26 protein-coding genes are annotated in these 26,565 nt (G+C 58.7%); 11 read left to right on the top strand and 15 right to left on the bottom strand.

Annotation, left to right across the window (positions count from 1 at the left end):
- Positions 1–33: 33 nt before the first annotated feature.
- The 8 genes from CAL20_RS23580 to CAL20_RS23615 are packed head-to-tail and all read right to left on the bottom strand — an operon-like array spanning position 34 to position 8,142.
- On the bottom strand, positions 34–1,023 hold the full coding sequence (locus CAL20_RS23580) for an NADPH:quinone oxidoreductase family protein (protein ID WP_094839197.1): 990 nt from the start codon (positions 1,021–1,023) through the stop codon (positions 34–36).
- Entirely contained in the window at positions 1,020–2,153 is a 1,134-nt protein-coding gene (locus CAL20_RS23585) for a CaiB/BaiF CoA transferase family protein (RefSeq protein WP_094839302.1), read from the bottom strand. The genes CAL20_RS23580 and CAL20_RS23585 overlap by 4 nt, the downstream gene beginning before the upstream one ends.
- Positions 2,150–2,803: a 3-hydroxyacyl-CoA dehydrogenase family protein gene (locus CAL20_RS23590; protein WP_094839198.1), complete on the bottom strand. Its 654-nt coding sequence runs from the start codon at positions 2,801–2,803 to the stop codon at positions 2,150–2,152. The genes CAL20_RS23585 and CAL20_RS23590 overlap by 4 nt, the downstream gene beginning before the upstream one ends.
- A 4-nt stretch (positions 2,804–2,807) precedes the next feature.
- Entirely contained in the window at positions 2,808–3,683 is an 876-nt protein-coding gene (locus CAL20_RS23595) for a 3-hydroxyacyl-CoA dehydrogenase family protein (protein WP_094839199.1), read from the bottom strand.
- Positions 3,680–4,855: an acyl-CoA dehydrogenase family protein gene (locus tag CAL20_RS23600; protein WP_094839200.1), complete on the bottom strand. Its 1,176-nt coding sequence runs from the start codon at positions 4,853–4,855 to the stop codon at positions 3,680–3,682. The genes CAL20_RS23595 and CAL20_RS23600 overlap by 4 nt, the downstream gene beginning before the upstream one ends.
- 45 nt (positions 4,856–4,900) lie before the next feature.
- A complete protein-coding gene (locus tag CAL20_RS23605) occupies positions 4,901–5,647 on the bottom strand; it encodes an SDR family NAD(P)-dependent oxidoreductase (protein ID WP_094839201.1) in 747 nt (248 codons plus the stop codon).
- A gap of 3 nt (positions 5,648–5,650) precedes the next feature.
- Positions 5,651–6,421, bottom strand: a complete 771-nt coding sequence (locus tag CAL20_RS23610) for an enoyl-CoA hydratase/isomerase family protein (protein ID WP_094839202.1) — start codon at positions 6,419–6,421, stop codon at positions 5,651–5,653.
- A complete protein-coding gene (locus CAL20_RS23615; protein ID WP_094823537.1) occupies positions 6,418–8,142 on the bottom strand; it encodes a class I adenylate-forming enzyme family protein in 1,725 nt (574 codons plus the stop codon). Before CAL20_RS23615 ends, CAL20_RS23610 begins: the two co-directional genes overlap by 4 nt.
- Positions 8,143–8,329: 187 nt before the next feature.
- Here CAL20_RS23615 and CAL20_RS23620 point away from each other — a divergent pair, with 187 nt between their 5' ends.
- A complete protein-coding gene (locus CAL20_RS23620) occupies positions 8,330–10,033 on the top strand; it encodes a sigma-54 interaction domain-containing protein (RefSeq protein ID WP_094839203.1) in 1,704 nt (567 codons plus the stop codon).
- 85 nt (positions 10,034–10,118) lie between these two features.
- On the opposite strand, the gene CAL20_RS23625 is transcribed toward CAL20_RS23620, so the two are convergent.
- Positions 10,119–11,246, bottom strand: a complete 1,128-nt coding sequence (locus tag CAL20_RS23625) for an aminotransferase class V-fold PLP-dependent enzyme (RefSeq protein WP_094823539.1) — start codon at positions 11,244–11,246, stop codon at positions 10,119–10,121.
- A gap of 219 nt (positions 11,247–11,465) precedes the next feature.
- Here CAL20_RS23625 and CAL20_RS23630 point away from each other — a divergent pair, with 219 nt between their 5' ends.
- The 4 genes from CAL20_RS23630 to CAL20_RS23645 all read left to right on the top strand — a co-directional run bounded on the left by CAL20_RS23630 (position 11,466) and on the right by CAL20_RS23645 (position 16,112).
- Positions 11,466–11,969 (top strand): sigma-70 family RNA polymerase sigma factor, encoded by a 504-nt coding sequence (locus tag CAL20_RS23630; protein ID WP_094839204.1) that lies wholly within the window; start codon positions 11,466–11,468, stop codon positions 11,967–11,969.
- A gap of 7 nt (positions 11,970–11,976) precedes the next feature.
- A complete protein-coding gene (locus CAL20_RS23635) occupies positions 11,977–12,951 on the top strand; it encodes a FecR domain-containing protein (RefSeq protein WP_094839205.1) in 975 nt (324 codons plus the stop codon).
- 93 nt (positions 12,952–13,044) lie between these two features.
- A complete protein-coding gene (locus CAL20_RS23640) occupies positions 13,045–15,495 on the top strand; it encodes a TonB-dependent receptor (protein ID WP_094839206.1) in 2,451 nt (816 codons plus the stop codon).
- 98 nt (positions 15,496–15,593) lie between these two features.
- Positions 15,594–16,112, top strand: a complete 519-nt coding sequence (locus CAL20_RS23645; protein ID WP_094823543.1) for a GNAT family N-acetyltransferase — start codon at positions 15,594–15,596, stop codon at positions 16,110–16,112.
- Positions 16,113–16,153: 41 nt separating this feature from the next.
- Here CAL20_RS23645 and CAL20_RS23650 read toward each other — a convergent pair whose 3' ends face one another.
- Positions 16,154–16,873, bottom strand: a complete 720-nt coding sequence (locus CAL20_RS23650; protein WP_094839303.1) for a FadR/GntR family transcriptional regulator — start codon at positions 16,871–16,873, stop codon at positions 16,154–16,156.
- Between the two features lie 224 nt (positions 16,874–17,097).
- Here CAL20_RS23650 and CAL20_RS23655 point away from each other — a divergent pair, with 224 nt between their 5' ends.
- Together CAL20_RS23655 and CAL20_RS23660 are read left to right on the top strand one after the other, a co-directional pair.
- Positions 17,098–17,973 (top strand): fumarylacetoacetate hydrolase family protein, encoded by an 876-nt coding sequence (locus tag CAL20_RS23655; RefSeq protein ID WP_094839207.1) that lies wholly within the window; start codon positions 17,098–17,100, stop codon positions 17,971–17,973.
- 98 nt (positions 17,974–18,071) lie between these two features.
- Positions 18,072–19,004: a Bug family tripartite tricarboxylate transporter substrate binding protein gene (locus tag CAL20_RS23660; protein WP_094839304.1), complete on the top strand. Its 933-nt coding sequence runs from the start codon at positions 18,072–18,074 to the stop codon at positions 19,002–19,004.
- Positions 19,005–19,025: 21 nt separating this feature from the next.
- On the opposite strand, the gene CAL20_RS23665 is transcribed toward CAL20_RS23660, so the two are convergent.
- The 5 genes from CAL20_RS23665 to CAL20_RS23685 all read right to left on the bottom strand — a co-directional run bounded on the left by CAL20_RS23665 (position 19,026) and on the right by CAL20_RS23685 (position 23,484).
- Positions 19,026–19,940, bottom strand: coding sequence for a LysR family transcriptional regulator (locus CAL20_RS23665; RefSeq protein ID WP_094839208.1), 915 nt, complete (start codon positions 19,938–19,940; stop codon positions 19,026–19,028).
- 32 nt (positions 19,941–19,972) lie between these two features.
- Positions 19,973–21,172 carry an alpha/beta hydrolase gene (locus CAL20_RS23670; RefSeq protein WP_094839209.1) on the bottom strand — a complete coding sequence of 400 codons (1,200 nt, stop codon included), beginning with the start codon at positions 21,170–21,172 and terminating at the stop codon, positions 19,973–19,975.
- Between the two features lie 92 nt (positions 21,173–21,264).
- Positions 21,265–21,777 (bottom strand): DoxX family protein, encoded by a 513-nt coding sequence (locus CAL20_RS23675; RefSeq protein WP_094839210.1) that lies wholly within the window; start codon positions 21,775–21,777, stop codon positions 21,265–21,267.
- Positions 21,778–21,786: 9 nt separating this feature from the next.
- Positions 21,787–22,293, bottom strand: coding sequence for a DUF1097 domain-containing protein (locus CAL20_RS23680; RefSeq protein WP_094839211.1), 507 nt, complete (start codon positions 22,291–22,293; stop codon positions 21,787–21,789).
- Positions 22,294–22,515: 222 nt separating this feature from the next.
- Positions 22,516–23,484 carry a Bug family tripartite tricarboxylate transporter substrate binding protein gene (locus CAL20_RS23685; protein ID WP_254924391.1) on the bottom strand — a complete coding sequence of 323 codons (969 nt, stop codon included), beginning with the start codon at positions 23,482–23,484 and terminating at the stop codon, positions 22,516–22,518.
- A gap of 89 nt (positions 23,485–23,573) precedes the next feature.
- On the opposite strand from CAL20_RS23685, the gene CAL20_RS23690 reads away from it, so the two are divergent.
- The 4 genes from CAL20_RS23690 (at position 23,574) to CAL20_RS23705 (ending at position 26,564) form a co-directional block, all read left to right on the top strand.
- Positions 23,574–24,398, top strand: coding sequence for a TauD/TfdA dioxygenase family protein (locus CAL20_RS23690; RefSeq protein WP_094839212.1), 825 nt, complete (start codon positions 23,574–23,576; stop codon positions 24,396–24,398).
- A 127-nt stretch (positions 24,399–24,525) separates the two neighbouring features.
- Positions 24,526–24,837 (top strand): BufA1 family periplasmic bufferin-type metallophore, encoded by a 312-nt coding sequence (locus CAL20_RS23695; protein ID WP_094823551.1) that lies wholly within the window; start codon positions 24,526–24,528, stop codon positions 24,835–24,837.
- A gap of 58 nt (positions 24,838–24,895) precedes the next feature.
- Entirely contained in the window at positions 24,896–25,789 is an 894-nt protein-coding gene (gene bufB / locus CAL20_RS23700) for an MNIO family bufferin maturase (RefSeq protein WP_094839305.1), read from the top strand.
- Positions 25,779–26,564 carry an HvfC/BufC N-terminal domain-containing protein gene (locus CAL20_RS23705; RefSeq protein WP_094839213.1) on the top strand — a complete coding sequence of 262 codons (786 nt, stop codon included), beginning with the start codon at positions 25,779–25,781 and terminating at the stop codon, positions 26,562–26,564. Before bufB ends, CAL20_RS23705 begins: the two co-directional genes overlap by 11 nt.
- Position 26,565: the final 1 nt, after the last annotated feature.

Here is a 26,565-nt window from a genome sequence, read left to right on the forward strand (position 1 = left end):
CTGTCATTATCCGCTCGATCAATCGCCTATCGATCAAGAAAGACGCAGCACGTACTTGCCCTTTGCCTTTCCATTCGCCAGTACACGCAGCGGCTCGGAAAAACGCGCCAAAGGCAATACTTCCACAATGTGCGGACGCAGCGCTCCCTTTGCATGCAACTCATACAACACGCGTTGCACTTCGCGTACTTTCTCCGGTTGACGATCGCGATAATCGCTCCACTGCAATCCAGACACGGCGATGTTCTTGACCAGCAGATAGTTCACCTTCAGTGTCGGAATACGGCCTGCGGCAAAGCCAATACACACCAACCGCCCACACCATGCCACCGCTCGGATCGCAGCGTCGAAAATCTCGTCACCCAAGGGATCGAGCACGACATCGGCCCCGTGTCCGCCGGTGCAGGCGAATACCTGCTGCCGCAGTGATTCGCGCAAGTCTGGTGCCGACAGATCAATGATGTGATCGGCACCCAGGGCTCGCGCAGCCTCGGCCTGCTCTGCGCCCGCCACGCCAGCCAAGGCTGTTCCGCCCAGCGCCTTCACGAGCTGGATGGCCGCACCGCCCACGCCGCCCGCAGCGCCATTGACCAGGACGATCTCGCCCTTCTTGAACTGTCCGCGTTCCACCAGTGCAAAGTAGGCCGTTTGATACACCAATCCCATGCCCGCGGCATCTGCGTCGGAAATGCTATCGGGCAAGGGATAGCAGGACGCAGCGGCCGCGAGCGTACGTTCGGCAAAAGCGCCAAACTCGACCTGCGCCACGACACGGTCGCCCACTTTCAGGCCCTGTACACCAGGTCCGAGCACAGCAATCGTGCCTGCAGCGTCCTTGCCAGGCACAAACGGGCGCGCAGGCAGATTCTGGTATTTGCCGGTCATTACCAACAGATCTGGGTAGTTGACGCCGGCATGGGTAACGGAGATCACCACTTGTCCCTCGCCAGGCACCGGCTCTGCAAAGTCTTCAACGCTCAGGTTTTCGGGCTCGGCGAATTCATGAATAACGACCGCTTTCATTTAGTGCTGTCTCCTGTGGCGACATCGAATAATTGTTGTGTATGCTGGCCCAGCGCCGGCGCCGCAACGCGGCGCTCGTCTGACCTGAACGCAGCGCACACCGGCACGGGCAGCGCGGGCATGGACGCGCCACTGCTGTTCAATACTTCGCGCTCGAACAGACCGCGGGCTTTGAAATGCGGGTCCTGTAGCGCCTGCTCCAGGTTGACGACTTCAGAAACGCAGACGTCATGCCCATCGAACCGCTGCATCCATTCGTCCGCTGATCTCGACCCAATGATGCGCGCAACCTCGGCCGCGATGCGCCCATCGTCTTTCTCGTCAGCCAATTGCGGCGCCTCGATGAGCGACAAAAAGGTAGCCCAGAACTTGTCCTCGAGCGGCGCTGCCGACAGGAATCTGCCGTCGGCCGTTTTGTAGATGGCGTAACGCGGCGAGCCGCCGCTGACGAGTTCCTTGCCTGCGCGTGGCCATTGCCCCTGGCTCCAACCGTTGCCCAGGCCCCAATACATCAGGGTGAACAGGTTGTCCGTCATGGAAACATCGAGATGCTGTCCCTTTCCATCCAGATCGCGCTGGCGCAGGGCGAGCAAGATGTTGATGACCGCCGGATACGTTCCGCCCGCCAGATCGCCCGTCAATGTAGGTGGCACGATGGGCGCGCCGCTCGCGTCCCCAGACAGGCCCAGCATGCCGGTTTCAGCCTGAAAATTCAGATCATGCGCAGCTCTGAGTGCTTTAGGGCCATGCTGCCCATAGGTGGTGATAGAGCAATAAATCAGCCTCGGATTGATTTGCGACAGGGTTTCGTAATCCAGACCCAGACGCTTCATGACACCCGGCCTGAATTGCTCCACCACGATGTCCACTTCGCGCACCAGCTCCAGCAACTGCGCGCGATCCGCTTCGGCCTTGAGATTCAAGCATGCCGAACGCTTGCCGCGATTGAGCAGTACGAAGTTGACGCTATCGTCCCCAAAGCGAGGCTCGTAGCTGCGCATTTCGTCGCCGGCGTCGCGCTCCACTTTGATCACGTCCGCACCTGCTTCGGCAAGGATCAACGTGCACATCGGCCCGGGCAGCAAGGTGCTCAGGTCCAGCACCTTTATTCCTTTCAAGGGTTGTGTCATGGCGCATCCTTGTTGTGGCGCGCCCATGCGACCTGGGCGCGGCGTGCGGGTGCGTAGGGTTCCTGGCCCAGCGCCTCGTACAGCGCCTGCGTGATGCGATAGTGATGGTGCAGCCCGCTGCGCTTGAGCAATGAAATCGGGCCCTCGGGATAACCCAGCCCCAGACACAGTGTCTTGTCCATGTCCGACGCGCTGGCCAGGCCGTCGTCCAGACGGCGCAGGGCAGCGTTGTAGTATGGACGCACCAGGCGATTGAGGATACGGCCGGGAAAATCATTGCAAACGGCCACCTTCAGGCCCGCAGACTCGAAAGCTTGCCTGGCGGCATTTACGGCAGCCTCGTCTGTGTAGGGCTTTTTCACCAGCTCGACCAGATTGGTGGGTGCATCGTCGCCCAGTCTAAAGCGCGCGAATCCGACCACATTGGCTGGACCCTCGTCTTCACCGGTGTGCACACCCAGGCATTCCATATCGAGCTCGATGGCGACGAAAGCTTTGCCTGCGGCCCCTTCGATGCCTTCGCTCCACGCCTTGCCTGCGCCGTCTCCGATCAGCACGACTCCGTCGCCTTGGCCGGCAGCAGCCGCAATAAACGCATGGGCATCAGGAAAAGATTGGCTTTCGCCACGCTTGATAATTTGATAGCTCATGTGCTCAGGCTCCGAAAATCTTGTTGCTGTCGTAGGTGTGGAAACCGGCGCCCGATTTTCTGCCGAGTTTTCCAGCGCCGATCATGCGTTTGACCAGCGGGGGGCAAGCTGCACGGGGCTCATTGGTGAGGCCGTGCATGGCATCGGACAAGAGCTTCTGCGTATCCATACCAACCATGTCCAGCAGCTCCAGCGGACCCAGCGGATAGCCCAATGCGGTCTTGACGGCGAGGTCTATGTCCGCCGGCGTGGCCACACCCTGGTCCACCATATTGATGACATCGTTGTGCCACGGAATGAGGAAATAGTTGAGAATGAATCCCGGGGTGTCGCGCGTCTTGACGGGCTTTTGCCCCAATGCTTCGCAGAACGCCCAGGCCTTGGCAAAGGTCTCCTCCGACGTGGTGAGGCCAGGCGACATTTCGACAAGCTTCATCAGTTGCGCGGGCAGGCAGAAATGCATGCCCACCACGCGATCGGCGCGACCGCTGCCACCGGCAATCTCAGTGATCGAGATGGTTGACGTATTGGAGGCAAACAGCGTGTGAGGCGGGCAGATGTCGTTGAGCTGAGAAAACAATGCGTGTTTGACCTTCAGGTCTTCGAACACGGCCTCGATGATTACATCGCACTCGGCCAGATCCTCGGCTCGCGTGGTGCCTTTCCACTGTGCCATGATGGCCTCGTCCTGGCCTGCTGCCAGTTTGCCACGGGCGACCGATTTTTCCAGAAATGCCGCGGTCTGCTTGCGAGCATTGTCCAGTGCATCCTGGCGCGCATCGAGCACGATGGTCCTGAATCCCGCTCGGGCAGCCACGATAGCGATGCCCGTGCCCATGGTGCCGCTGCCGACGACACCGACCGTCTTTATCTCGCTCATTTCCCTTCCTTTTTCAAAAAGCTGCGGCCGATGAGTTGTCGATGGATCTGGTTCGTGCCTTCCCAGATCTGCGTGATCTTCGCGTCGCGCATCAGGCGTTCAGCCCGGAAATCCTGGCAATAGCCATAGCCGCCATGCAGCTGCACGGCATCCGTGGTGATGCGCATGGCGAGGTCGGTCGCCTTGAGCTTGAGGATGGACGCCTCTATGCCCATGTCGTCCACGCCTTGATCCACGAGGCCGCCAACATGCCAAAGCCAGCTTTCGCACAGTGCCAGCTCTGCCGCCAGATCGGCCACCATGAACTGAATCCCCTGAAATTCGAGGATGCGCTTGCCCGACTGCTTGCGGTCATTGATATAGGCAGTGGCGTCCTCGAATGCTGCGCGCGCAATGCCAAGTGCATGCGCAGCCACGCTGGGACGCGATTTGTTCAGCGAGCCGAGCAGCACGCCCAAGCCCTTTCCAATCGGCGCGAGAATATTGCCGCGCGGAATGCGGCAGCCTTCGAACGACAACGAAGCCGTGCCAGAGGCCCGCGTACCCATCTTGTGCTCGGTGCCAGTCACCGTCAGCCCCGGCGTGCCTTTTTCGCTCACGACAGCGCCTATGGCCTCTTTGGCATTTTCGGCGCCCGCCCATTTGCCGAACACCACATACACGTCCGCTACATCACCATTGCTGATGAATATTTTCTGTCCGTCTACGACGATGTCATCGCCGTCTTCGCGGAACTGTGTCTTCATGCCCGTTGCGTCCGAGCCTGCTGATGGCTCGGTGATCACCAGCGACGCCAGCGCTCCCTCGGCCATACGGGGCAGGATGCGGGATTTCAGTTCTTCGGATCCATACTGAATCACCGGCTTGATCGCGTGAAAATTGGTGGCCCAGATAATGCCGGTGGCGGCGCAGGCTTTGGATATCTCGCGCACGCAGGCCAGATAGCACCGGTACGACAAGGGCATCCCCCCATAGGCTTCGGGGATGAACATGGCGTTCAGGCCCAGCGCATTGATGGCCTTGATGTTCTCCCAGGGAAACTCGCCTTTCTCGTCATAGGCCGCGGCACGCGGCGCGATTTCGTTCTTGGCCAACTCACGGACGGAATCGAGCAGCATGCCCTCTTCTTCCGAGAACGCCAGCGCCTGATCCAGGCGTTCCAGTACGTTCATGCTTTCTCCTTGATCATTTCACTTTTCATGCGTGGCCGCGCGGCTTCAGACCGACACGCTCTGCGCGCCGTCGATGTAAATAGTCTCCCCGCTGAGAAAGCCCATGCCTTCCTGGAACAGCGACGCCACCAGCACGGCGACGTCCCGGGCTTCGCCGGGCTGTTTGCGGGGAATGCGTTTGTCCAGATAGGCGCGCAAGGGGCCGGCTTCCATCGCCTCGCGATTCAGGTCCGTCATGATGTAGCCCGGGGCCACATCGATCACCTGGATGCCGTCCTTGGCCCACTCGACCGCCAGGCATCGCGTGATCGCGCCTACTGCCGCCTTCGACGCGCAATAGGACACGTTGCGCTTTACGCCCAGCTTGTCGTAGAAAGACCCGATATTGACGATCACGCCGCCGCCTTGATTCTTCAGCAGCGGATGCACGATCTGGCATGCCTGCAGCAGCGACACCGCGTTGATGTCCATCAGTTTGCGGAACTCGTCCATCGGCAGATCGATGGTGGGCGCCTCGGTATGCAGGCCGGCATTGTTCACCAGGCCCCTGACAGGCACGCCCAGATTGCTGTGCAACGCCGCCATGGCGTCTTTCATCGCCTCGCCATGGGTCACATCGCAGGCCACCGCATGCCAGCGCGCGGCAATATCATCGGGTACGTCGGCAACATGCGGTTTGTCGCCCGAGCGTGACAGGCATCCCACCTCGTAGCCACGGCGGGCCAGCTCATAAGCGATCATCGCTCCAATACCGCGACTCGCCCCCGTTACATAAATCAGTCCTGAGTCCATGTTTCAGCAGTCCTTGAAATTGGCAGGCCGTTTTTCCACAAAGGCGCGCAGGCCCTCGGCAGCGTCGTCGCTGCGGTAGGCGAGCGTCGACAAATCACGTTCGATGCGCAAGCCGTCTTCCAGACCAGTGCGCCCGCCTCGCTGCACTGCCTCGCGCGCGAAGAACAGCGCGCAGAGACTGTGCTTCAGATACGGTTCCAGATAACGTTTACCGATCTCCAACGGGCTGCCCTCGTTGTCGATACGGTTGACCAGACCGATGCGCTCGGCTTCTTCCGCCGCGACGGTTCGACCCGACATGATCATGTCCAACGCGCGTCCCTCGCCCACCAGCCGCGGCAACCGCTGGGTGCCGCCGTATCCTGGAATCAGACCCAGCTTGACCTCGGGCAATCCGACCTTCGCACGCTCTGTCGCCACCCGGAAGGTGCAAGCGAGAGCGAGTTCGAGGCCGCCACCAAAGGCATAGCCATGAATCACCGCGATGGACGGAATCTTCAGCGCAGCAATCTGGTTGAAGACGGCTTGCCCTTTGGCAGCCCCTTCGAGCTCTTGCATCAAGGGCCGGTTCATCAACTCGGGAATGTCTGCGCCTGCGCAAAAAGCCTTTTCACCGGCACCGGTGAAAATCAATGCGCGCGCGTCTGATTCGGCGACCCGCGTCAACGCGCTACTCAATTCAGACAAGACCTCGAAGCTCAATGCATTGAGCACTTCAGGGCGATTGAGCGAGATATGCGCAAACTCGCCGTCATACTCCAGCTTTACGCTCATAGCGATACCCTTTCCTTGATAGCATTGTTGACGTCATTGGATGCCGACGACGCTTTCCAGCGTACCGGTTCGGGCACGAGACGGCCGTCCTTCAACCACTCGACCAATTCGCGTTTGAGGATCTTGCCGCTAGGAGTGAGCGGGAACGCCTCCATCGCGAGGAAATACTCGGGCATGTCGTACTTGGACAGCCCCGCGTCATGCAGGTGTTGCAGGACTTCGTCAGCGGTCAGCGAAACGCCGGACGCGAAGATCACCGCCAGACAGACTTTTTCTCCCAGGCGATCATCAGGTACCGGGAAAGCCGCAGACTTGATGATGCCCGCATGCCGATGCGCCAGATCTTCGATCTGCGATGGATAGATATTGTGGCCACCGCGAATGATCAGGTCTTTCTTGCGGCCCATCACATGCAGGCAACCGTTTTCATCCAGCATGCCCAGATCGCCGCTCAGGAACCAGCCCGAGGAATTAAAGGATTTCTCGGTTGCATCCTGATTGTCGTAATAGCCCAGCGTCAGCACGCCACCTTTACCGCCGATCTCGCCCGTCTCGCCCGGCGCCACTTCAAGGTCGGGGTTTTCGGGATTGAAGATCCTGATCTCGTAGCCTTTGCAGGCGCGCCCGCATGTGGACACAATCGTATTGCTGTCATCCGTGGGCAGCGTGTACTGATGCGAACCGTTTTCCGTCATCCCATACACATTCTGCGGTTTGACGCCCAGATCCAAGAAGCGTTGTGCCACCTCGCGGGGAATGGGTGCGCCCGCCATGTAGAACACCGTGACGTTGCCGAGTTGGCTCAGACCACGCTCGCGCAACGCATTCAGCATATCCATGGCATGCGTCGGCACGCCCATGACATACGTAGCCCCGGTTTCCAGCGCCCAATCCAGGGTCGATCGGCTGGCGGCGGGGTTGTACAGCACCAGTTCAATGCCCGCCACCAGAGACTGTTCCAGCGCCACCGTGCCGATGTGATGGCTCATGGGGCTGAGCGCGAGCAGAATCGTCGACGCATCATGCCTCCAGTCCGCAACCAATGCACGTCCGTTGGCGAGCAGCGTGTTGTCGCTGTGCATCACGCCCTTGGGCTCGCCGGTCGTGCCCGAAGTGAACGCCAGGTAGACCACTTTGTCTGGATCGAGCACCGGTGCGCTGCTGATTCCGATGCTGCTGACATGGTCAGGAAACGGCAGCACCCCCTCGGGCAGCCAACCACTCGCGGGCTCGGCGCCTTGCGGAGCCAATGCATACAGTTGCTTCAACGTCGAGATGCCAGCCGATTCCTTGAAGATCGAATAATGGTCCGAGTCAGCGCCGTAGCCCTGCTGCGCGAATAATGCCTTGCAGCGTATGCGCGTGAGCAATTTGACGATTTCGGCGTTGGTGTAGTTTTGATGCAAAGACGGGCAACATACATAACCGTTGCGCGAACATGCCAGGAAAATCAGCACCGCCTCGATACGGTTGGGCAACCAGATCGCCACGCGGTCGCCACGCCGCAGGCCACCCTGATACAAGTGCTCGGCAATGATATCGACATTGGCGAGGACCTCTCGCCAGGTCAGACGGCGATATGGGTCACGTACCGCGCAGGCATTGGGCCGCACACGGGCATGCTCGCGCGCCAGCGAATACAGTGTGTCCTGGTGCCACACACCGCTCAGGTAGTTTTCCCTGGCGGTCTGTGGATCATGCAACGTCAGTATGGTGTTCACAACACTCCTCCATGAATCCTTCTGTGCGCTGACGGCGTGATCACACCACCATCAGTTACCTTGTCCTGGTTCTCCTCCCCATTTCAAGCACAATTCATGCCAAGTGTGTCTTCCCTCTACTGCCGTACTGGGCAGGGTGTTAAAGTGTCCAAAAATTGTCCACCATGTATTGCACAAGGACATGTAAATGGATGAAGGCAGACAAAATCAAAGTACACGCAAGGGTGTTCTGGTACTCGACTCCGAGGGTAACGCCGTTTTTGCCTCCGGTACCGGGCTGGACAAACACATCCAGGAAAAACTCACTTCCCTCTGGAAGGATCGAGACCTGCGCAAGGTGTCACCCATGTTCACGCTCGAAGGCACGAGCGAACCGATAACAGTTGTGTCGTTCGTATCGGCCGGGACAGGCTGTTTTGTGCTGTATCGCCACGACAGCGGCGATGCACTTTACGAATTCGTCAGCAGTGTGGATTTCTCGGCGGATATCCTGCGCCATTTCGTGACCGACCCGTACGAGGCCATTACCGTCATCGACGACAAGGCTCGCATCCAGTACATGAGTCCCGTGCATGAGAAATTCTTCGGCGTTCAGCGGGGGCAAAGCTGGGGCGCGGATGTCAATACCGTCATTGAAAACAGCCGCCTGCCCGCCGTGCTGCGCAGCGGAAAAACGGAAATCGGTCAGATTCAACGTATGCGCGGAACCAGCCGCGTGGTCAGCCGCACACCGATCACCAATCCCGAAGGCCGCATCGTCGGCGCGATCGGTCAGGTCATGTTCAAAAGCCCGGCCGCCGTCGAGGCCTTGAGCGAGGAAATCAGACGCCTGCGCCAGGAGATCAGTTTCTATGAGCGTGAGTTGCCGCGTCTGCGCGGCAATATACACGGCATGGATTCCATCGTCGGCGAGAGCGACGCCATCCGCAAACTGAAAGATCGCATCAAGAAAATCGCCGCCCTCGATGTGTCCGTGCTGCTGGTCGGTGAAAGCGGCGTGGGCAAAGACCTGGTCGCCCATGCCATCCATCAGCTCAGTCCGCGCGGCAGCAAAGACATGGTGCTGGTCAACGCCGCGGCCATTCCGGGCAATCTGGTGGAGGCCGAGCTATTCGGCTACGAAGGCGGCGCTTTTACCGGCGCCGAAAAGCGCGGCCGCACAGGAAAATTCGAAGAAGCCGATCACACGACCTTGTTCCTGGACGAAATCGGCGATATGCCCTTGGACATACAGGTCAAGGTGCTGCGCACGCTGCAGGACGGTACTTTTCAGCGGGTGGGCAGCAGCGCGCAACGCCGGTCGGATTTTCGCCTGATATCGGCCAGCAACCGCGACTTTCAGCGCATGCTGGCTGATGGCGACTTTCGTCTCGATTTGTTCTACCGCATCAGCGCTGTCACTATCCGCGTACCGCCGCTGCGTGAGCGCCTCGAGGATGTGCCATTACTGGCCCAGACATTTCTCGAACGATTCATGCAACGCCACAATGTAAAGGGCAAGTATTTCGGACCGGGCGTCATCGCTTATCTGCAATCATTGCCGTGGCCCGGCAATGTCCGTCAGTTGCAGCACACGGTCGAACGCGCGGCCATTTTTTCGGAGCAAAACGAAATCACCTGCTCCGACTGCGAAGTCCCGCTGGAAATGAACACGAGCGTCAGCCTCGATCCGTTGAATACCGCGCTGCACGAGATCACAGCGCCGACTGACGTCCTGCCTTTTGCCCCCAAGGAATCGGCCGATGTACGTCAGGCCAAGTCGCGCGTGGAATTGGACCTGATCCGCGATGCGCTGCAAAAATTCGACGGAAACAAAAAGAAGGCTGCGGAGTACCTGGGAATCTCACGATCGCATCTGTACAAGAAGCTGGGCGACGTCCAGGTGAGCTGAAAACGGTCCAATCGATCCTGCTGGAGAATGTCCTCCAGCAGGATCATCACGATCCCGCTATCGTCATAGCATGGCTACAGCGCCATCACGACATGGCATCCAGTGCCCGTTTCAGATTTCCCACGGTGCGGTCCAGATTGTGCAGCTTGTCCAAGCCAAACAGCCCCAACCGGAAGGTCTTGAAATCGCTCGGTTCGTCGCATTGCAGCGGCACACCCGCAGCCGCTTGTATCCCTACTGCGGCGAATTTGCGAGTCGAATGTATGCCGTCATCATCGGTATAACTCACGACAACGCCGGGGGCAGCAAAGCCATCAGCCGCCACGCTCTTGAACCCCTTGTCTCGCAACAATGCGCGCACGGCATCGCCCAGCGCCTGTTGTTCCGCGCGCACTTTATCGACGCCATAGGCTTCGAGTTCCAACATCGCATCGCGCAAGACCGTCAATGAATCCGTAGGCAAAGTCGCATGGTAGGCATGGCCCCCGCTTTCGTATGCCTCCATGATTTGCAGCCATTTACGCAAATCAGCCGCAAAACTGGTGCTGACCGTATCGCCAATACGCTGACGTGCCGTCTCACCCAACATGACCAGGCCGCAGCACGCCGATGCCGACCAGCCCTTTTGCGGAGCGCTGATGAGAATGTCGACGCCGACCGCTTTCATATCGACCCATATGGCGCCCGACGCAATACAGTCCAGCACAAATAGGCCGCCCTCGGCATGCACCGCATCAGCGACTTTGCGCAAGTAATCATCGGGCAGGATGATGCCTGATGCCGTCTCGACGTGCGGAGCGAATACCAGATCGGGTTTGTGCTGCTTGATGGCCGCTACGACTTCTTCCACCGGCGCGGGCGCGAAAGGTGCCTGCCTGCCAGCGCTCACAGGGCGCGCCTTGAGCACAATCGATTCCGACGGGATGCTGCCCATGTCAAAAATCTGCGTCCAGCGATAACTGAACCAGCCATTGCGGATAACCAGGCAACGCTTGTTGGTCGCAAATTGGCGTGCGACGGCCTCCATGCCAAAGGTGCCGCTACCCGGCACCACAATGGCCGCCGAGGCGTTATAGGTTTGCTTCAACACCCGGGAAATGTCTTTCATCACGCCCTGGAAAGCGTTCGACATGTGATTGACGGCACGATCGGTGTACACCACCGAGTATTCCAGCAAACCGTCCGGATCTACGTCGGGCAACAGACTGGGCATGTTTTCTCTCCTAAATGTTGTACTAGGGCCGACCCGACAGCAGTCAGGGCGACTGGCTTTCGGTCGAGTGTATACCGACCTCAGGACCGAGGGTTCATTGCCACGCAGATACGGCAAAGCGCCTCGGGAAACCGGTCCCCCTCGCACCCGGAAAAACTCCTGCCCCCATTTTTATGAAAATGGTTATTATTAACATTTTCATCTACCCTTCACTGCGCCATGTCCGCCGGCCCCCTACCCGATATCCACGCTATCGAGGATTTGTACGCCGAGAATCATCTCTGGCTGCAAAAGTGGCTGCGCAGCAAACTGGGCTGCGTGCATCATGCGGCCGATTTGGCTCAGGATACGTTTGTCCGGATCCTCGGCAAGAGCGAACCCGTCAACATTCGCGAACCGAGGTCGTATCTGGCGACGATCGCCAACGGATTGGTGTATGACTTTCGCCGTCGCCAGCTTTTGGAGCAGCGCTATCTGGAGGCACTGCAGCAACTGCCGGAACCGCTGCAACCGTCGCCGGAAACACGCGCATTGCAGTTGGAGGCGTTGAACGCCCTGGATGCTTTGCTTGACCAGCTACCGCCGGCAGTGCGGCGGGCTTTTCTGCTGTCGCAGCTCAGTGGATGGACACACGCACGTATCGCCGCCGAGCTGGGTATCTCTGTCGCGACGGTGAAACGCCATATTGTGCGTGGGCTCACGCAATGCTGCCTGCTGCAGTGACGGGATCATGACGTCGTCTCCCAACTCCGTCCTGGACCCGCGTCTCGTACGTCAGGCATCCCAATGGTGGGTTGACCTGCAGTCCGAGGGGGCAACGGCGTCGCTGCGTCAAGCATGTCTCGAGTGGCGCAAGGCGAACCCGGAGCACGAGCGCGCGTGGCAGCGCGTGCAGGCAGTGACAGGACGGTTGCATGGTGTCCCTGAACCGCTTATTCAAGCCACATTACTGACGCCCCGGCGCACAAATCGACGCCAAGCCATCAAGACACTATTGCTGCTCGCAGGCGTAACAGGCGCAGGCATAACGACCGTGCGTTTAGCTCCTTGGACGGACTGGAGCGCCGACGAGTCCACACGGATCGGTGAGTCCCGTGATGTGACACTGCCAGATGGGACCAGCGTCGTATTGAATACTGGCACGGCCATCAACGTGCGCTATGACGCGAATGAGCGCCGGGTAGTGCTATTACATGGCGAAATTCTGGTGACAACGGCCGCCGATACCGGCCCCCACCGCCGTACCTTTCTGGTGGAGACTGCTCACGGAACATTACGTGCCCTGGGAACGCGTTTCCTGGTCCGGCAAGACGGCGACGATAGCGAACTGCAGGTGTATGAAGGCGCGGTGGAAGTTCGCGCCGCGCGTAACGATTCCGTCGCAGAAGTCATACACGCCGGTTTTCGCGTGCGCTTTGACGATATGCGTGTCACCGCTGCTGGCCCTGCCCAGGAGACCAGCGCCACCTGGGCGCGCGGCATGCTGGTGGCCACGGAAATGCCCTTGCGCCAATTCCTGGAGGAACTATCTCGGTATCGGCGTGGCCATTTGGGGTGCGACGACGAGATCGCCTCGCTGCCGGTCTCGGGAACATTTCCGCTCGCGGACACGGACCGGATTCTGCGCGCACTGGAGTATGAGCTGCCGGTCGACGTGCGGCGCTACACAAATTATTGGGTCACGCTGCGGGCGCGCGCGTCGTGATGACACTTTTTTTTGAATAACGTGAGCTGTTTGCGTTTTTCGTTCGGCCTTACAGATAGAAGCCTCATTTTCTACCTGATTCAAGGACGTCGAATGACCCCAGGCAAGCTGAACAGATCGCTATCGCGCACACCGCGCGCCATTGTCCGACGGCACCTCGTGCGTCACTCATATTGCGCGGTGCTCACCGGGGCCGTTGCCGGGCTGGCCGCAATGTCACTGGCTATCCCGGCGTACGCTCAAGCCGCCGAGGCCACCTACAACCTGCCGCCAGGTGAATTGGGGCCGGCCCTCACACGTTTCGGTAACGAGGCGGGAATTCTATTGACGTTCGATAATGCGCTGGTGACGGGTAAACGGACGGCGGGTTTACAAGGCCGGTATAGCGTGCCGCAGGCCTTGTCGGTGCTATTGGCGGGTACTCAATTGGAATCGGTTGCGCGTCCGGACGGCAGTTATTCGTTGCGCCAGCGCCCCACGACAGGTGGGGCGGCAGAACTGCCCGTCGTCACCGTCGTCGGCGCCAGCGGGGACCGTCCAGACTTGCCCCCGCCCTATGCCGGCGGGCAGATAGCACGCGGCGCCGGAATGGGTGTGTTGGGTGATCGGGACATCATGGATATCCCGTTCTCCGTAAACAGCTATACCCTGCAGACAATCGAGGACCAGCAAGCGCAGAGCGTGGCCGACATCGTCACCAACGATCCGGCCATTCTGAATGTCGATCCGACCAATGCCAGCTACGCCAACACATTCACAGTGCGCGGACTCTTGTTGGGTAACGGATCGGTTGGGTTTAACGGCTTGTTCGGATTAGCGCCGAACAATCAGACCACGTTGACAGGCATCGAACGCGTAGAGGTCATCAAAGGGCCAACCGCGTTTCTGAACGGCATGTCGCCCAGTGGTACGGGCGGAGCGATTAACCTGGTGCCCAAGCGTGCTGGGGATGCTCCGCTGACGTCATTCACGGCCAGCTATCTATCCGATTCGCAGTTCGGCGGCCATATAGATATCGGCCGCCGTTTCGGGCCGGAAAACCGTGTCGGCATTCGCCTGAACGCCATGTATCGGGACGGCGATACCTCGGTCGATCAGCAGTCTCAACGGCTCGGTACCTTTACCTTGGGCGTGGACTATCGCGGCGATCGGTTCCGCCTGTCGGCCGATGTAGGCTACCAGAATATGCACACTGACCGGGCGAACAGCACCATTGCGCCAGCCGTCGGACAGTCCATCCCGAATCCGCCATCGGCCGACAAGAGCTTTATGTCGCCATGGAATTTTGTCGATACCGAGGACCTCTACGGCATGCTGCGCGGCGAGTACGACATCAATACGCGAGTGACCGCATATGCGAGCGTCGGCCGTAGCAATACCGATTGGAAACAAGCCCTCGATTTCGGCACACAACTGCAAGAGAACGGGGATTTCCTCAGCACCAGCCGCATGAATTTCACTGGCATCGAACGCACCGTCGGCGAAGCCGGTCTGCGCGCACGAGTGGATACGGGGCCTGTGCGGCATGACCTCAGCTTCAGCGTCAACGGCTACAAAGCGGATCGCACAAGCGCGGGAACGATCACGCTGGGCTCGATCAAATCCAACATCTATGACCCTGTTTTCCTGGACAAACCCGACATGGATCCCCCATCACGCAACCGCATCAGCAGAACGGTGCTATCCGGTTACGCGCTGTCCGACACGCTCTCGATTCTCGATGAACGCGCGCAATTGACGGTCGGCGTGCGCAAGCAAAGAATCATGGCGGACAACTACAACATCGCGACCAACGAGCGCACGTCGCGCTATGACAAGACAGAGTACACACCGATGGTTGGCCTGGTTGTCAAACCAGCAGACGACGTTTCGTTATACGCGAGCTACATCGAAGGTATGCAACAGGGTGCTGTCGTAGGCGCGAGCTACGCCAACGCCAATGAAGTGCTCGAGCCGTATCTCTCAAAACAATACGAAGCTGGCGTCAAGGTCGATTGGGGAAATCTCAGTACAACACTGTCGGCATTCCAGATCGAACAAGCATCGGCCATTGCCGATCCGGTCTCCAATACATTGAACGGCGATGGCGAGCAACGTAATCGCGGCATAGAGCTTAACGTGGCGGGCGAACCGTGGCGCGGCCTGCGTGTGCTGGGCGGATACATGCTGCTGGATGCGAAACTCACTCACACCGCAGGCGGTGTCAACGATGGGAAAACAGCGCCCGGCACATCGCGTCATCACTTCACATTAGGTGTTGAGTGGGATACGCCGTTTGTCACCGGACTGACACTGACTTCACGCGTGATGCATGCGAGCCGGCAATATGTTGACGCCGCCAATACCCAGTCCATCAAGCCATGGACCACGGTGGACCTCGGGGCGCGCTACGTGTTGGAACATTCAGGCGGATATCCGATCACCCTGAGAGCAAATCTGCGCAATGTGTTCAACAAGAGTTTCTGGACCACATACCCCGGGGCCGGCACGCTGAATGTGAGCGAAGGACGCGCACTGATGCTCTCGGCGACAATGAATTTCTGATGCAGGACGCATACACGGTACGAATATGTTGCTACATTAGGGCGACACTCACCGCGAGATTGGTTCTCAATGTTCCCCAGTAGCCGAGAGCGACACCCATGACCGTCCAGATCCGACACGAAACACCCGACGATATCGCCGCTATCGAGGCGGTCACCATCGCGGCCTTTGCAGAGGCGGCTCACACGAGCCATACCGAGCAGTTCATCGTGCGCGCCTTGAGAACGAGCGATCAACTGACGCTTTCACTTGTCGCCGAGGAACAAGGACAAGTCGTCGGCCATGTCGCGCTGTCGCCCGTTGCCATCACCGGTGATCACGGCCATGAAGCGTCCGACTGGTACGGGCTGGGGCCGATCTCTGTATTGCCGGCCAAGCAAGGACAAGGCATCGGCTCGCAGCTGATCAAACAAGCGTTGATGGAACTACGGACGAACAACGCTGCCGGTTGCGTAGTGCTGGGCGAGCCGGCGTATTACACGCGCTTTGGTTTTCAGTGCCATTCGGACTTGCAGTTGCCGGACGTACCCCCAGCGTATTTCATGGCGTTGGCTATGCTGGGGCCAGTACCTGCGGGGACCGTGCGCTATAGCGATGCCTTCAACGCCGTCAACTGAAACTGCATGCGGCTGAGTGGAACTGCCGTAGCAATGAGCCCTCACTCCGCTACCGGCGGATCAAATAGATTTTTCTGGATCTGCACCAGATGCGCAACCAGCGCCTCGCGTGCGGTTTCCGCGTCGCGGTCTTCCAACGCGGCAACGATGGCGCGATGTTGACGCTCATATTCCGCCCGGCGTTCCGGCGTGAGCGAATTGCGCTTTAGTCTGCCCCAATCATCCTGCTGACGCACGCGGTTGCTGAGCGCCAGCACTTGCAAAAAGAAGCGATTGTGTGTGGCGAGCGCGAATGCCTGGTGCAGCTCGCCGTCCCACCGCTCAAATTCTTCCACCGTTTGAGCCCGCTCTCCGTTTATCAGGCATTCATGCATGCGGGAAAAATCGCTGCGCGAAGCATGGCGCACGATCAGGGTCGGCATGAGCGGCTCGATCAGCAGACGGGCCTCCATGAGTTCGGCGGGACTGGTTTGATCCAGCACAAGGTCATCACCGCCCGCACCTATCGATTCCTCTAGTGCAGGACGCGCGGCAAATGTGCCGCTGCCGACCGTTTGCGTAATCCAGCCGCGATCTCTCAATGCTGACAACACGCGTCGTACAGAACCTCTCGATGTATTGAAGCGCTGACTCAGCTCTCGTTCAGCGGGTAGTTTCACGCCGACGGGGATGTTGCCCGAGCGAATCTCTGCCTGCAGATAGGCCGCCAAGGCTTGTGCCCCAGCACTACGCAAGCCCGATACAAGTACGTCTGATGTCATGGGGATGGGTACAAAAAACAATGCTGGCAGCATAGCATTTTTATACCAATTGGTACTCAAAATACGATAGCGCGGGTTGTCAAAATTTACACGAACTCACAGTTATTGCGTGACCTACTGCAGAACCATATACTCAGATTTCCATACCAATATGCTGCATTGGTACAAAAATGGTCCATATTCATTTATATGAGGCCACCGGCGTCACCCATCGAAGGAAATCTATGCGTATAGCCACCTACACGAAAGACCAACAACGCTATGTCGGTGTCGTCAGCGACGACGCACTGACGGTGCAGGCATTATTGGACATCCCTCCCGGAACGACCGAGCAAGGCGTCCTTGGCTTGATACAGGCATTCGCAGATCCGGCCCGTCTCGCTACATTGAACCGAGCCGCCCCAGTGCCATTCGATTCGGTAAAGCTGCTTGCTCCTGTGCCGCGTCCCCGGCGCAATATTTTCTGCGTCGGCCGCAACTACCATGCACATGCCAAGGAGCTCTCTGGCTCGGTATTCAAGGCCAACAATGCCGATCCCGCAGCATGGCCCATCGTTTTCACCAAGGTGCCCGAAACGGTCATCGCCCATGGTGAAGATGTCATCCTGCCCGTTGGCATCACCGAGCAAATCGACTACGAGGCCGAGTTGGCGATCGTGATCGGCAAGGGCGGCAAGAACATCAGCAAAGCCGATGCGATGAGCCATGTCTGGGGATACACCATCGTCAACGATGTGACCGCACGCGATGTGCAGATGCGCCATCAACAATGGGACCTGGGCAAGTCGTTCGACACCTTTTGCCCCATGGGACCATGGTTGATCACGGCTGACGCATTCGATGCCACCGATACGCGTGTGCGTTGCTGGGTCAATGACGAATTGCGGCAGGACGGTCAGACCCGCGACCTGATTTTCGACTTGCCTACGTTGATCGAGACCTGCTCGCGCGGGATAACGCTTTACCCGGGCGACATCATCGCCACCGGCACACCTGCTGGCGTGGGCATGGGATTCAACCCGCCTCGCTACTTGAAGTCCGGTGACCGCGTTCGCATTCAGATCGATGGCATAGGCACACTCGAAAACACCTTTAGATAGGCCGTGCGAGCGGCAACGTACGAAAAAAAAGCCCGCAGTAGGCTTCGGTGAAGGAGACAACATTGAATACGACGACATTAAAAACACTCGCAGTCGGCATGGCCCTGATAGCCTCAAGCACGGCCTGGGCCGATTATCCAACCCGTCCGATCACCATGATCGTGCCCTTCCCTCCAGGCGGCGTGACCGATACGGTCGCACGCCCCATCGCCGATGCGCTTGGCAAAGCGCTAGGGCAACAGGTCGTTGTCGAGAACAAGGCAGGAGCAGGCGGCGCCATTGGCACCGGCGAGGCGGCACGCGCCAAGCCGGATGGCTACACCATTTTGCTGATGCTTTCGTCTATCTCGATTTTGCCCGAGGCCGACAAAATACTGGGACGTAAAGCGGCATACAACACCACGGACTTCAAGCCCATCGCACGCATCACTGCGGACCCCACCGTGCTGGTAGTGTCTGCAAAATCCCCTTGGAAAACAGTCGATGAATTTGTCGCAGCGGCCCGACAGGCGCCGGGCAAAGTCGACTACGGCAGCTCGGGAATCTATGGATCCATGCACGTGCCCATGGCCATGCTGGAGAAAAACGCGGACATCAAGATGACCCATGTCCCCTACACAGGCGCGGGCCCGGCCGTAGCGGCATTGCTGGGCGGCCAGGTCGATGCGATATCGACGGGCCCCTCCAGCGTTCTGCAGCATGTCAAGGCAGGCACGGTACGGCCCCTGGCGCATTGGGGCGACAAGCCGCTGGACGCACTGCCCGATACGCCGAGTTTGGCCGACAAGGGATATGACGTGAAGTTTGTGCAGTGGTCAGGCATCTTTGTGCCGAAAGACGTACCCGCTGACGTGATCAAACGATTGCGTGATGCAGCCAAGACCGTGGCAAACGATCCGGACGTGCAAGCAAAAATCCTGACGGCAGGCAGTCCTATCGACTATCTGGACGCCGATGCGTTCCAGGCGTATTGGGATGAGGACGATGCGTTATTGAGAAAAGCGGTGCAGGATATCGGGAAAGTGGAATAACGCACCAACGCATCCCAGCGGTCATTGACCGCTGACTGCCCCGAACCTCTCCTCATACAGTTCGCGAACCCAGTCAATAAATACACGCACCCTCGGCGACAGCTGACGGTGAAACGGATAAAGGGCGGAGATCGGCAAATCGGGGCAACGCCATTCCGGCAGGACTTGGACCAGCCTGCCGGTCTTCAGGTGTTCTTCCAATCGAAACCGTGGCACCTGGATCAATCCGCAGCCGGCCAGCGCGGCGGTGGTATAGCATTCGGCATCACTGACCGAGATCCAGCCGCTGGCTTCGAATTCTTGTACCTCTCCGTCCATGATCACGGAGAACGGGTAACGGTAGTTATTTCCGCGAGAGAAAAAACCTATCCCTTGATGCTGTTCCAGATCGCTGGGATGCTTCGGTGTGCCATATCGATTCAGATATTCCGGACTGGCGCAGATGATCTCTGGCAGGTCCGCCAATTTTCTGGCGACCAGCGTAGAGTCGCGCGGCTGGCCCGCTCGCACTACGCAGTCGATACCCTCCTTGACCAAGTCGACGAGGCGATCGCCGCTGCTGAGCACCACGTCGATATTCGGATAGCGCTCTCGAAACTCGGTGATGTGGGGTAATAGAATCATCGTCGCATGCACGCCATGCACGTCCAGCCGCAGCGTCCCGCGTGGATTGGCGACGTGCGTACTGAGAGACGCTTCGGCATCCTCGAGCTCGGCCAAGACACGCTTGCTGCGCTCATAGAAGGCTTGCCCATCCAAGGTCGGCTTGACGTGACGGGTCGTGCGATCCAGCAGTCGTGCCCCCAATCGGCTCTCCATCTGCTTGATGGCGTGTGTCGCGGTCGCACGAGGCAGATTCAGCATTTCTGCGGCTTCTGTAAAGCTGCCGAGTTCGACGATTCGATTGAACAGTTGCAGGGTGAGAAATCGATCCATGGCGCGTCAGTCGTTACGTTAGTAGAAGCACGCTAATCCAGCGCCGTGCGCGCCGATGGGCGAGGCAGGGCCAACTCTTCGGAGGACTCGTCCAGCACTTGGGCCATGATCTGATTCTGCCAATCGAAATAAGGATTGAAGGTAAGCCGTGCGTGAATCTTTCCCGGCTCAATATAGCCCCAGTCAGAGAACCAGACAGGCGCCCCTTGCTCGCATTCGGTGCGCGCCGCTTCGGCCTGCCCATTCCAACACATACGCAGGCTACCGCTGGCGCCATACAAATCATTGCGCGGGGAAAACAGTACACCCATATGGGAAAACTGGCTGATCTGCAGTTCCGGCAGATAATCCGACCGCACCAAGACTCGTTGATCCTGCTGGAACAGGTCGCGATCTTTTCCATACCAGATTAACCGACTCGCCGGATGGGTGAACTGCGTGCCGAACACGTTCGACAAATAACTGCTATCGAGCACCGAATCATTTTCGGCCACGACCATCAGGACGGGCTTGCCATAAGGCGCGCCGCGCATTGCCAGCCGCACCGAGCGGCTGCTGCGGTAAAACTGTGCAAAGCCATTCGTTGGCACGTTCATATACCGTACAACAGTCTGCATCGGCCGGCCGTTATCCGCCGCCAGCAGCCAAGGTCGGGCCCAACTGACCAGAGGCGCCAACCAGTCAAAGGAACTGTTCGACATAAAGGCGGGCGAAAAGAGCAGCAGCCCTTGGATGTCGGGATGCGCGTAGGCATAATCCAGGACCAGATTAGCGCCGGTCGAAAATCCACCCAGATAGACCTGATCGACGTCACGGCTCAAGGCCTGCGCTTGTTCTGCCACCACTCGGCGCCAGTCCTCCAGTGTCACATCCAACATGTCCTCTGGACGCGTACCATGTCCTGGCAGCAATACCGTACGAACCAGAAAGCCCTGATCAGCCAGCTGTTGGCCTATATCGTGAAAGGACCAGGGCGAGTCGCCCAACCCGTGAACGAGCAATATGCCTTTATGAGGCTGCCCTGCTGGCCGCCATTCATGGGGCGCATTCCATTCGATCTCCGCAACCTGGTCCGCGCCCTGAAAGGCGCGCCGCTGCTGCAGCAGCTGGACAGTATCCTGCCGATATGTGTCAAAGGAAATCTGACGCAGGGGAGCATCTGGACGCTCTGTCACAGCACATGCGGCAGTGATCAGCAAAGCGGCAATACCGAGCGCTGCACGGCCTGGCATGTATATCCGACGACGGGTTGTTTTCACAATGACATTCCCTATGCTTGCAGGGCGCTACAGTGGGGGCAGCCGCAAGCCGAATGTCACACGATTCAAATGGAAACTTTGAGCTTGCGATCCACGGCAAAACTACCGCTGCCACGCACTGCAATATACAGCGCTAGAAACAACATCAGCATGGGAAACTCTATGCCACGGTCAATCCACGGCCAGGTGGGCCCCAGTGCATAACAAATTCCCGCCATCTGCACGGTGATGGCTAACGCAACGGGACGAGCCCATAACCCGATCGCCAGCATTACCGCACCGACGGTCTCAAGCAACATGACGAGAAACCCTAATTGCGGCGCAAACGGCAGCCCCATTACGTTCTGGATGAGGTTGATGGAGCCTGCCATCGGATCGGCCATGGATCCATGAGAAATGCCCAGGGCCTTGGGCAGGCCGTGCGTGAACATGACGATGCCAAAGACCACCCGCAATACGGCGTACAGCACAGGTTCTGCACGGCTGTAGAACGAACCCAGTGCAGGAAACAACAGTCGCTCGGCAGACGGCGATGGATTTTCGGCAACAACGGGGGCAGTGGAATGAGAGATTTGCATGTCGCCGCCCTAAGAAACGAATTTCGCTTGACCTGCATTCTGGTGAATGCGCTTTTGCAGTGCATGCGCGAGAAACGCTGCTGTCGCCCCCAGCGTGGCTGCCACGGTCAGCATGGTGAATGCCGACATCGAAGGCGGCTGATGCGAGGCGAAATAGGCGACCAAACCGAGAAAGAAACCCAGCAGGTTGTTGAACACGGGCACTTTTGCCAACGAGAGGGCAATGCCGGTGACCGCAAAAACAACGGCACTGATTGCGTAGCCGCCAAGCAGTGGAGTGAGTACGGCCATTGCATGTGCGGCGCCAATACCTAAGGCCAGGCCGATCAACACGCAAGCCAGATTGATCGCGCCTTGTTTCAGGTTCACGCCGCGCGTGAAAAAAGAAATCCAGCCTACGAACATGGCCCATACCGGCACTTCCAGCGCTGCCGTGCTGAGCGTCGCCGCAGACGACGCGATGACCGCCTCGCCAATCACGACTTTCAAATGGGTAGATGTCGCGCTATTTGCCATTGGAGCCTCCCTGAGACGCGCTCAGTCCTGTAGTAAACGATTGAGAGCTCAAACGGGCGGGGCCGTTTGCACCATGGGGAGCATGATGTCATTTGGCCAAAAATGAATAAATAGCGTGAAATTGCCTTGTTAATTCGAAAATAATCAACAATTAGGCGGATATGCGTATGTGCCTGCTGGGCTCGTCGAACTGCGAGCACGACGGAGGGCCAGGCACGCAGATCACTCCACCCGCGCGCCCGAGGCTTTTACAACCTCTGCCCAGCGCTCCAGTGCCGCATCGACCTGCCGGCCAAAATCCTCAGGTGTAGAGACATAGGTGACAGCACCTTGCGCGGCAAATTTTTGCTGGATCTCCGGGGTATTCAACAACGCACTGATATCGCGATTCATGAACTGAATCTTGTCCGCACTGACCCCGGACGCCGTGAACAATCCAAACCAAGGGTTCACATCGAATGAGGGATAGCCCTGTTCCGCAATCGTGGGAATATCAGGAGCGTTGGCGGATCGCTTGGCACTGGTCACGGCCAACGGCACCAGCGTTTTCGAATCGATGTAGCCCTTCACTGAAGGCAGACTGGTGAACACCACATCGATCTGGCCGCCCAGCAAGTCCTGAATCGCAGGGGCCGCGCCTCGATACGGTACGTGCGCCATTTTGACGTCGGCAGCGGAATTGAACATTTCTCCGAGCAGATGATTGACCGACCCATTGCCGGCGGAGCCATAGGTCACGCGGCCTTTTTTAGCGGCCTCGACCAGATCAGGCAGACTCTTGATGCCGGACTTGGGGCTGGTCACGGCAACAAATGGCAAGGTTGCCAGGGTCGCAACGGGCGTGAAGTCTTTCTTCACATCAAACGGCAAGTTCTTGTACAGCGCCGGATTGATCGCGTGCGAGCCCTCATAGCTCATCAACAAGGTGTACCCGTCATCGCCAGCGTTCACCACATATTCCATACCGATATTGCCGCCAGCGCCCGCCCGGTTTTCCACGACCACCGGTTGTTTCCATTTCTGCCCCAACGCCTGCGCCATGATGCGGGCCAGCGTATCCGATGCACCGCCGGGCGCTTGCGGCACGACCAGATGGACAGGCTTGTCGGGAAAGGTCTCTGCGGCGATGGCCGCCCCCAGCATACAGGCGGCAGCCAGAGCCGAACTCGCCATTTTCAGGATCATTCGCATCTTGTCTCCGTATGATTTATCGTTGTGTCTGTCAATCATACACATGACGACCGGCCATTCGGGACCGGCACGTCAAATACGGAGACACTATGGAAACCCGGAAAATTGCAGGCGCGTTGGGAGCAGAGATCAGCGGCATCGACTTGCGCCAGAAGCTCGACGCCTCGCAAGCCCGCGCTGTGCGGCAGGCGTTGCTTGAGCATCAAGTCATTTTTCTGCGGGATCAAGACCTGACTAAACAGCAGTTTCTGGATTTCGCCAATGCCATGGGGACACCGATCGAATACCCGTTCGTCAACGGGCTGGAAGGGTTTCCCCAAATCATCGAAGTCAAAAAGCTGGAAAACGAGCGCTCGAACTTCGGTGGAATCTGGCATTCGGACACCACCTACCTGGAAGAGCCCCCGATGGGCTCCATGCTGCTGTCGCGCGAGATCCCGCCCTATGGCGGCGATACGCTGTTTGCCAATCAATACCTGGCCTACGAGACGCTATCCGACACGATGAAACGTCTATTGGACGGTTTGCAAGGCATCAGTACCTCTGCCAAGGCAGACGTGTCCCGCACCCGCGAAGACCGTATCAAGTCCGATGGCAAGAAAGAAGCCCCCCAAAACTACATTGCCGAGCACCCCATTGTGCGCACGCACCCGGAAACGGGCCGTAAATCGCTATATGTAAACGTGGCACACACCGCGGGCATCAAAGGCATGAGCGACCAGGAAAGCGCGTCGCTGCTGTCGTTCCTGTTCGAACACCAGGTCAAACCGGAGTTCACCTGTCGATTTGTCTGGTCGCCGAACGCGATTGCGTTCTGGGACAATCGCTGCACCATGCATAACCCTATTAATGACTATCACGGGTTTCGCCGCGTCATGCACCGCATCACGCTAAAAGGCGATCGGCCCAGCTGAACATGTAACGGCCCGGGCATCCGATTAAAAAAAAAGACGCTCGCCCTGTAACCCAATCTCCCATTGCAGCGAATTAGCTGATGTATCCGCTATGGATACCGCTGATCCAACCAATGGAGAGATTCACATGTCCGCAAAAACCACCGTCACGTCCGCGCTGCTTGCCAGCGCCGTCGCCACCGTCTTTGCCTCGCTCGCCCACGCCGCCCCTTTGACAAAGGCCGAGGCCGACGCGGCAGTCGCTGCAAAAAAAGAAAAATGCTACGGCGTCGCGCTGAAGGGGCAGAACGATTGCGCCGCAGGCCCCGGTACGACCTGCCAAGGCACCTCGACCATGGATTTCCAGGGCAATGCGTGGAAATTCGTCAAGGGCGGCACGTGCACCAGCATCATGACCCCGGGCGGGGGCCACGGCTCGCTGACCCCGATCAAATCCTGATATCGGTCCGGCTAGGCAAACGGGGATGGCCATGGATGCTCCGATCGAGCTCGCGACGATGCGCGCCCGTGGCCACCCCTGGCCGTCGGCCGCTGCAGGACAACAACTGGCTGGCGTGAGCTTCAAACACGCACATCTGCCGGACATTCTGGCAAATGCGCTGGTGGAGGGTTTTTTTGAGGTCCACGCCGAGAACTATATGGGCATGGGCGGCCCACCGCATCGCATGCTGACGGCCATACGGCAAGACTATCCACTGTCCCTGCACGGCGTCTGCATGTCGATCGGCGGCCCGGATGAATTGGATAGCGGTCATCTGGCGCGCTTTCGGGATCTGGTGCGCCGCTATGAACCCATGCTGGTGTCGGAGCACCTCGCTTGGTCCTCGCATGCGGGCACGTTTTTCAATGACTTGTTGCCGCTGCCCTATAACCACGACACGCTGGCACACGTATGCTCGCACATCGCACAAGTACAGGATGCCATTGGACGGCCGCTGTTGCTGGAAAATCCGGCGACGTATGTCGCCTTTGCCTCCTCGACGATGAGCGAGCTCGACTTCCTCAAGATGATGGTGCAACGTACCGGTTGCGGGTTACTGCTCGACATCAACAATGTGTTCGTCTGCGCCACCAACCACGGGTTCTCGGCGAGCGCCTATCTCGCAGATTTTCCGCTTGACCAGGTGGGCGAGATACATCTGGCGGGACATGGCTCGCAGGTCGACGATGAGGGCGATGCGCTGCTGATAGACGGGCATGATCGAGCCGTCGCCGATGTCGTCTGGGATCTCTATGACAGCGTCATCGCGCGTGGCGGACCAAGGCCTACCTTGATCGAATGGGACAGTGATTTGCCTGACTGGCCGATCCTGCGCGACCAGGCATCCCGGGCCCGCCAAATCATGGCGGCACACCGTGTCTCGCCACTGCGAGCCCATCATGTCGCATGAATTCCTGACCTGCCATCCGCGCTACGCCACCTCATTCTCAATGGGGTTGATGGACCCGGCACTCGAGCCCTCGGACGATGTGATCGCCCACGCCGACAAGGGCGTGACGCGGCGATATAACGTGTACCGCAACAACGTGACCGTCAGCCTCATCGACGCGCTGGCCGCGATTTATCCCGCCGTGCAACGCATCACAGGGGTTGAGTTCTTTCGTGCGATGGCGCGATTTCATGTGAGGGCAACGCCGCCCACGTCCGTGCTGCTGTTCGAATACGGCCGGGATTTCCCCGACTTTATCGAATCCTATACGTATGCGCGCGACATGCCCTGGCTAGCCGACATCGCGCGTATCGAACGCGCGTGGCTGGATGCGTATCATGCCGCGGACGCCGCCATTCTCGATATCGAGGCGCTGAGCGCTGTCGATCAAGCCATGCTGACGAACCTGCATTTCACCCCTCATCCCGCTACCCGGGTACTGAGGTCGATATATCCCGCAGTGACGATTTTCACCATGAACAAGACTGATGGGCCTGTATCGCCGCTGGACCTCAATGAAGCGGAAGACGCACTCATCACGAGACCCGATGCGGATGTCATCGTGTCTCGCTTGCCCGCAGGCGGTGCGGCTTTTCTGCTGTCCTTGATACAGGGCGCCACGCTGGAGGCAGCGGTCACAGCTGCCTTGGCAGAGGCGCCCTCTTTTGACCTCGCCTCCAATCTGGGCGGAATGATATCGGCGGGAGTGTTCTCCACTATCCAGAATGGAGATTGAG

This window comes from Bordetella genomosp. 4, from assembly GCF_002261185.1.
Classification (GTDB): domain Bacteria; phylum Pseudomonadota; class Gammaproteobacteria; order Burkholderiales; family Burkholderiaceae_B; genus Bordetella_A.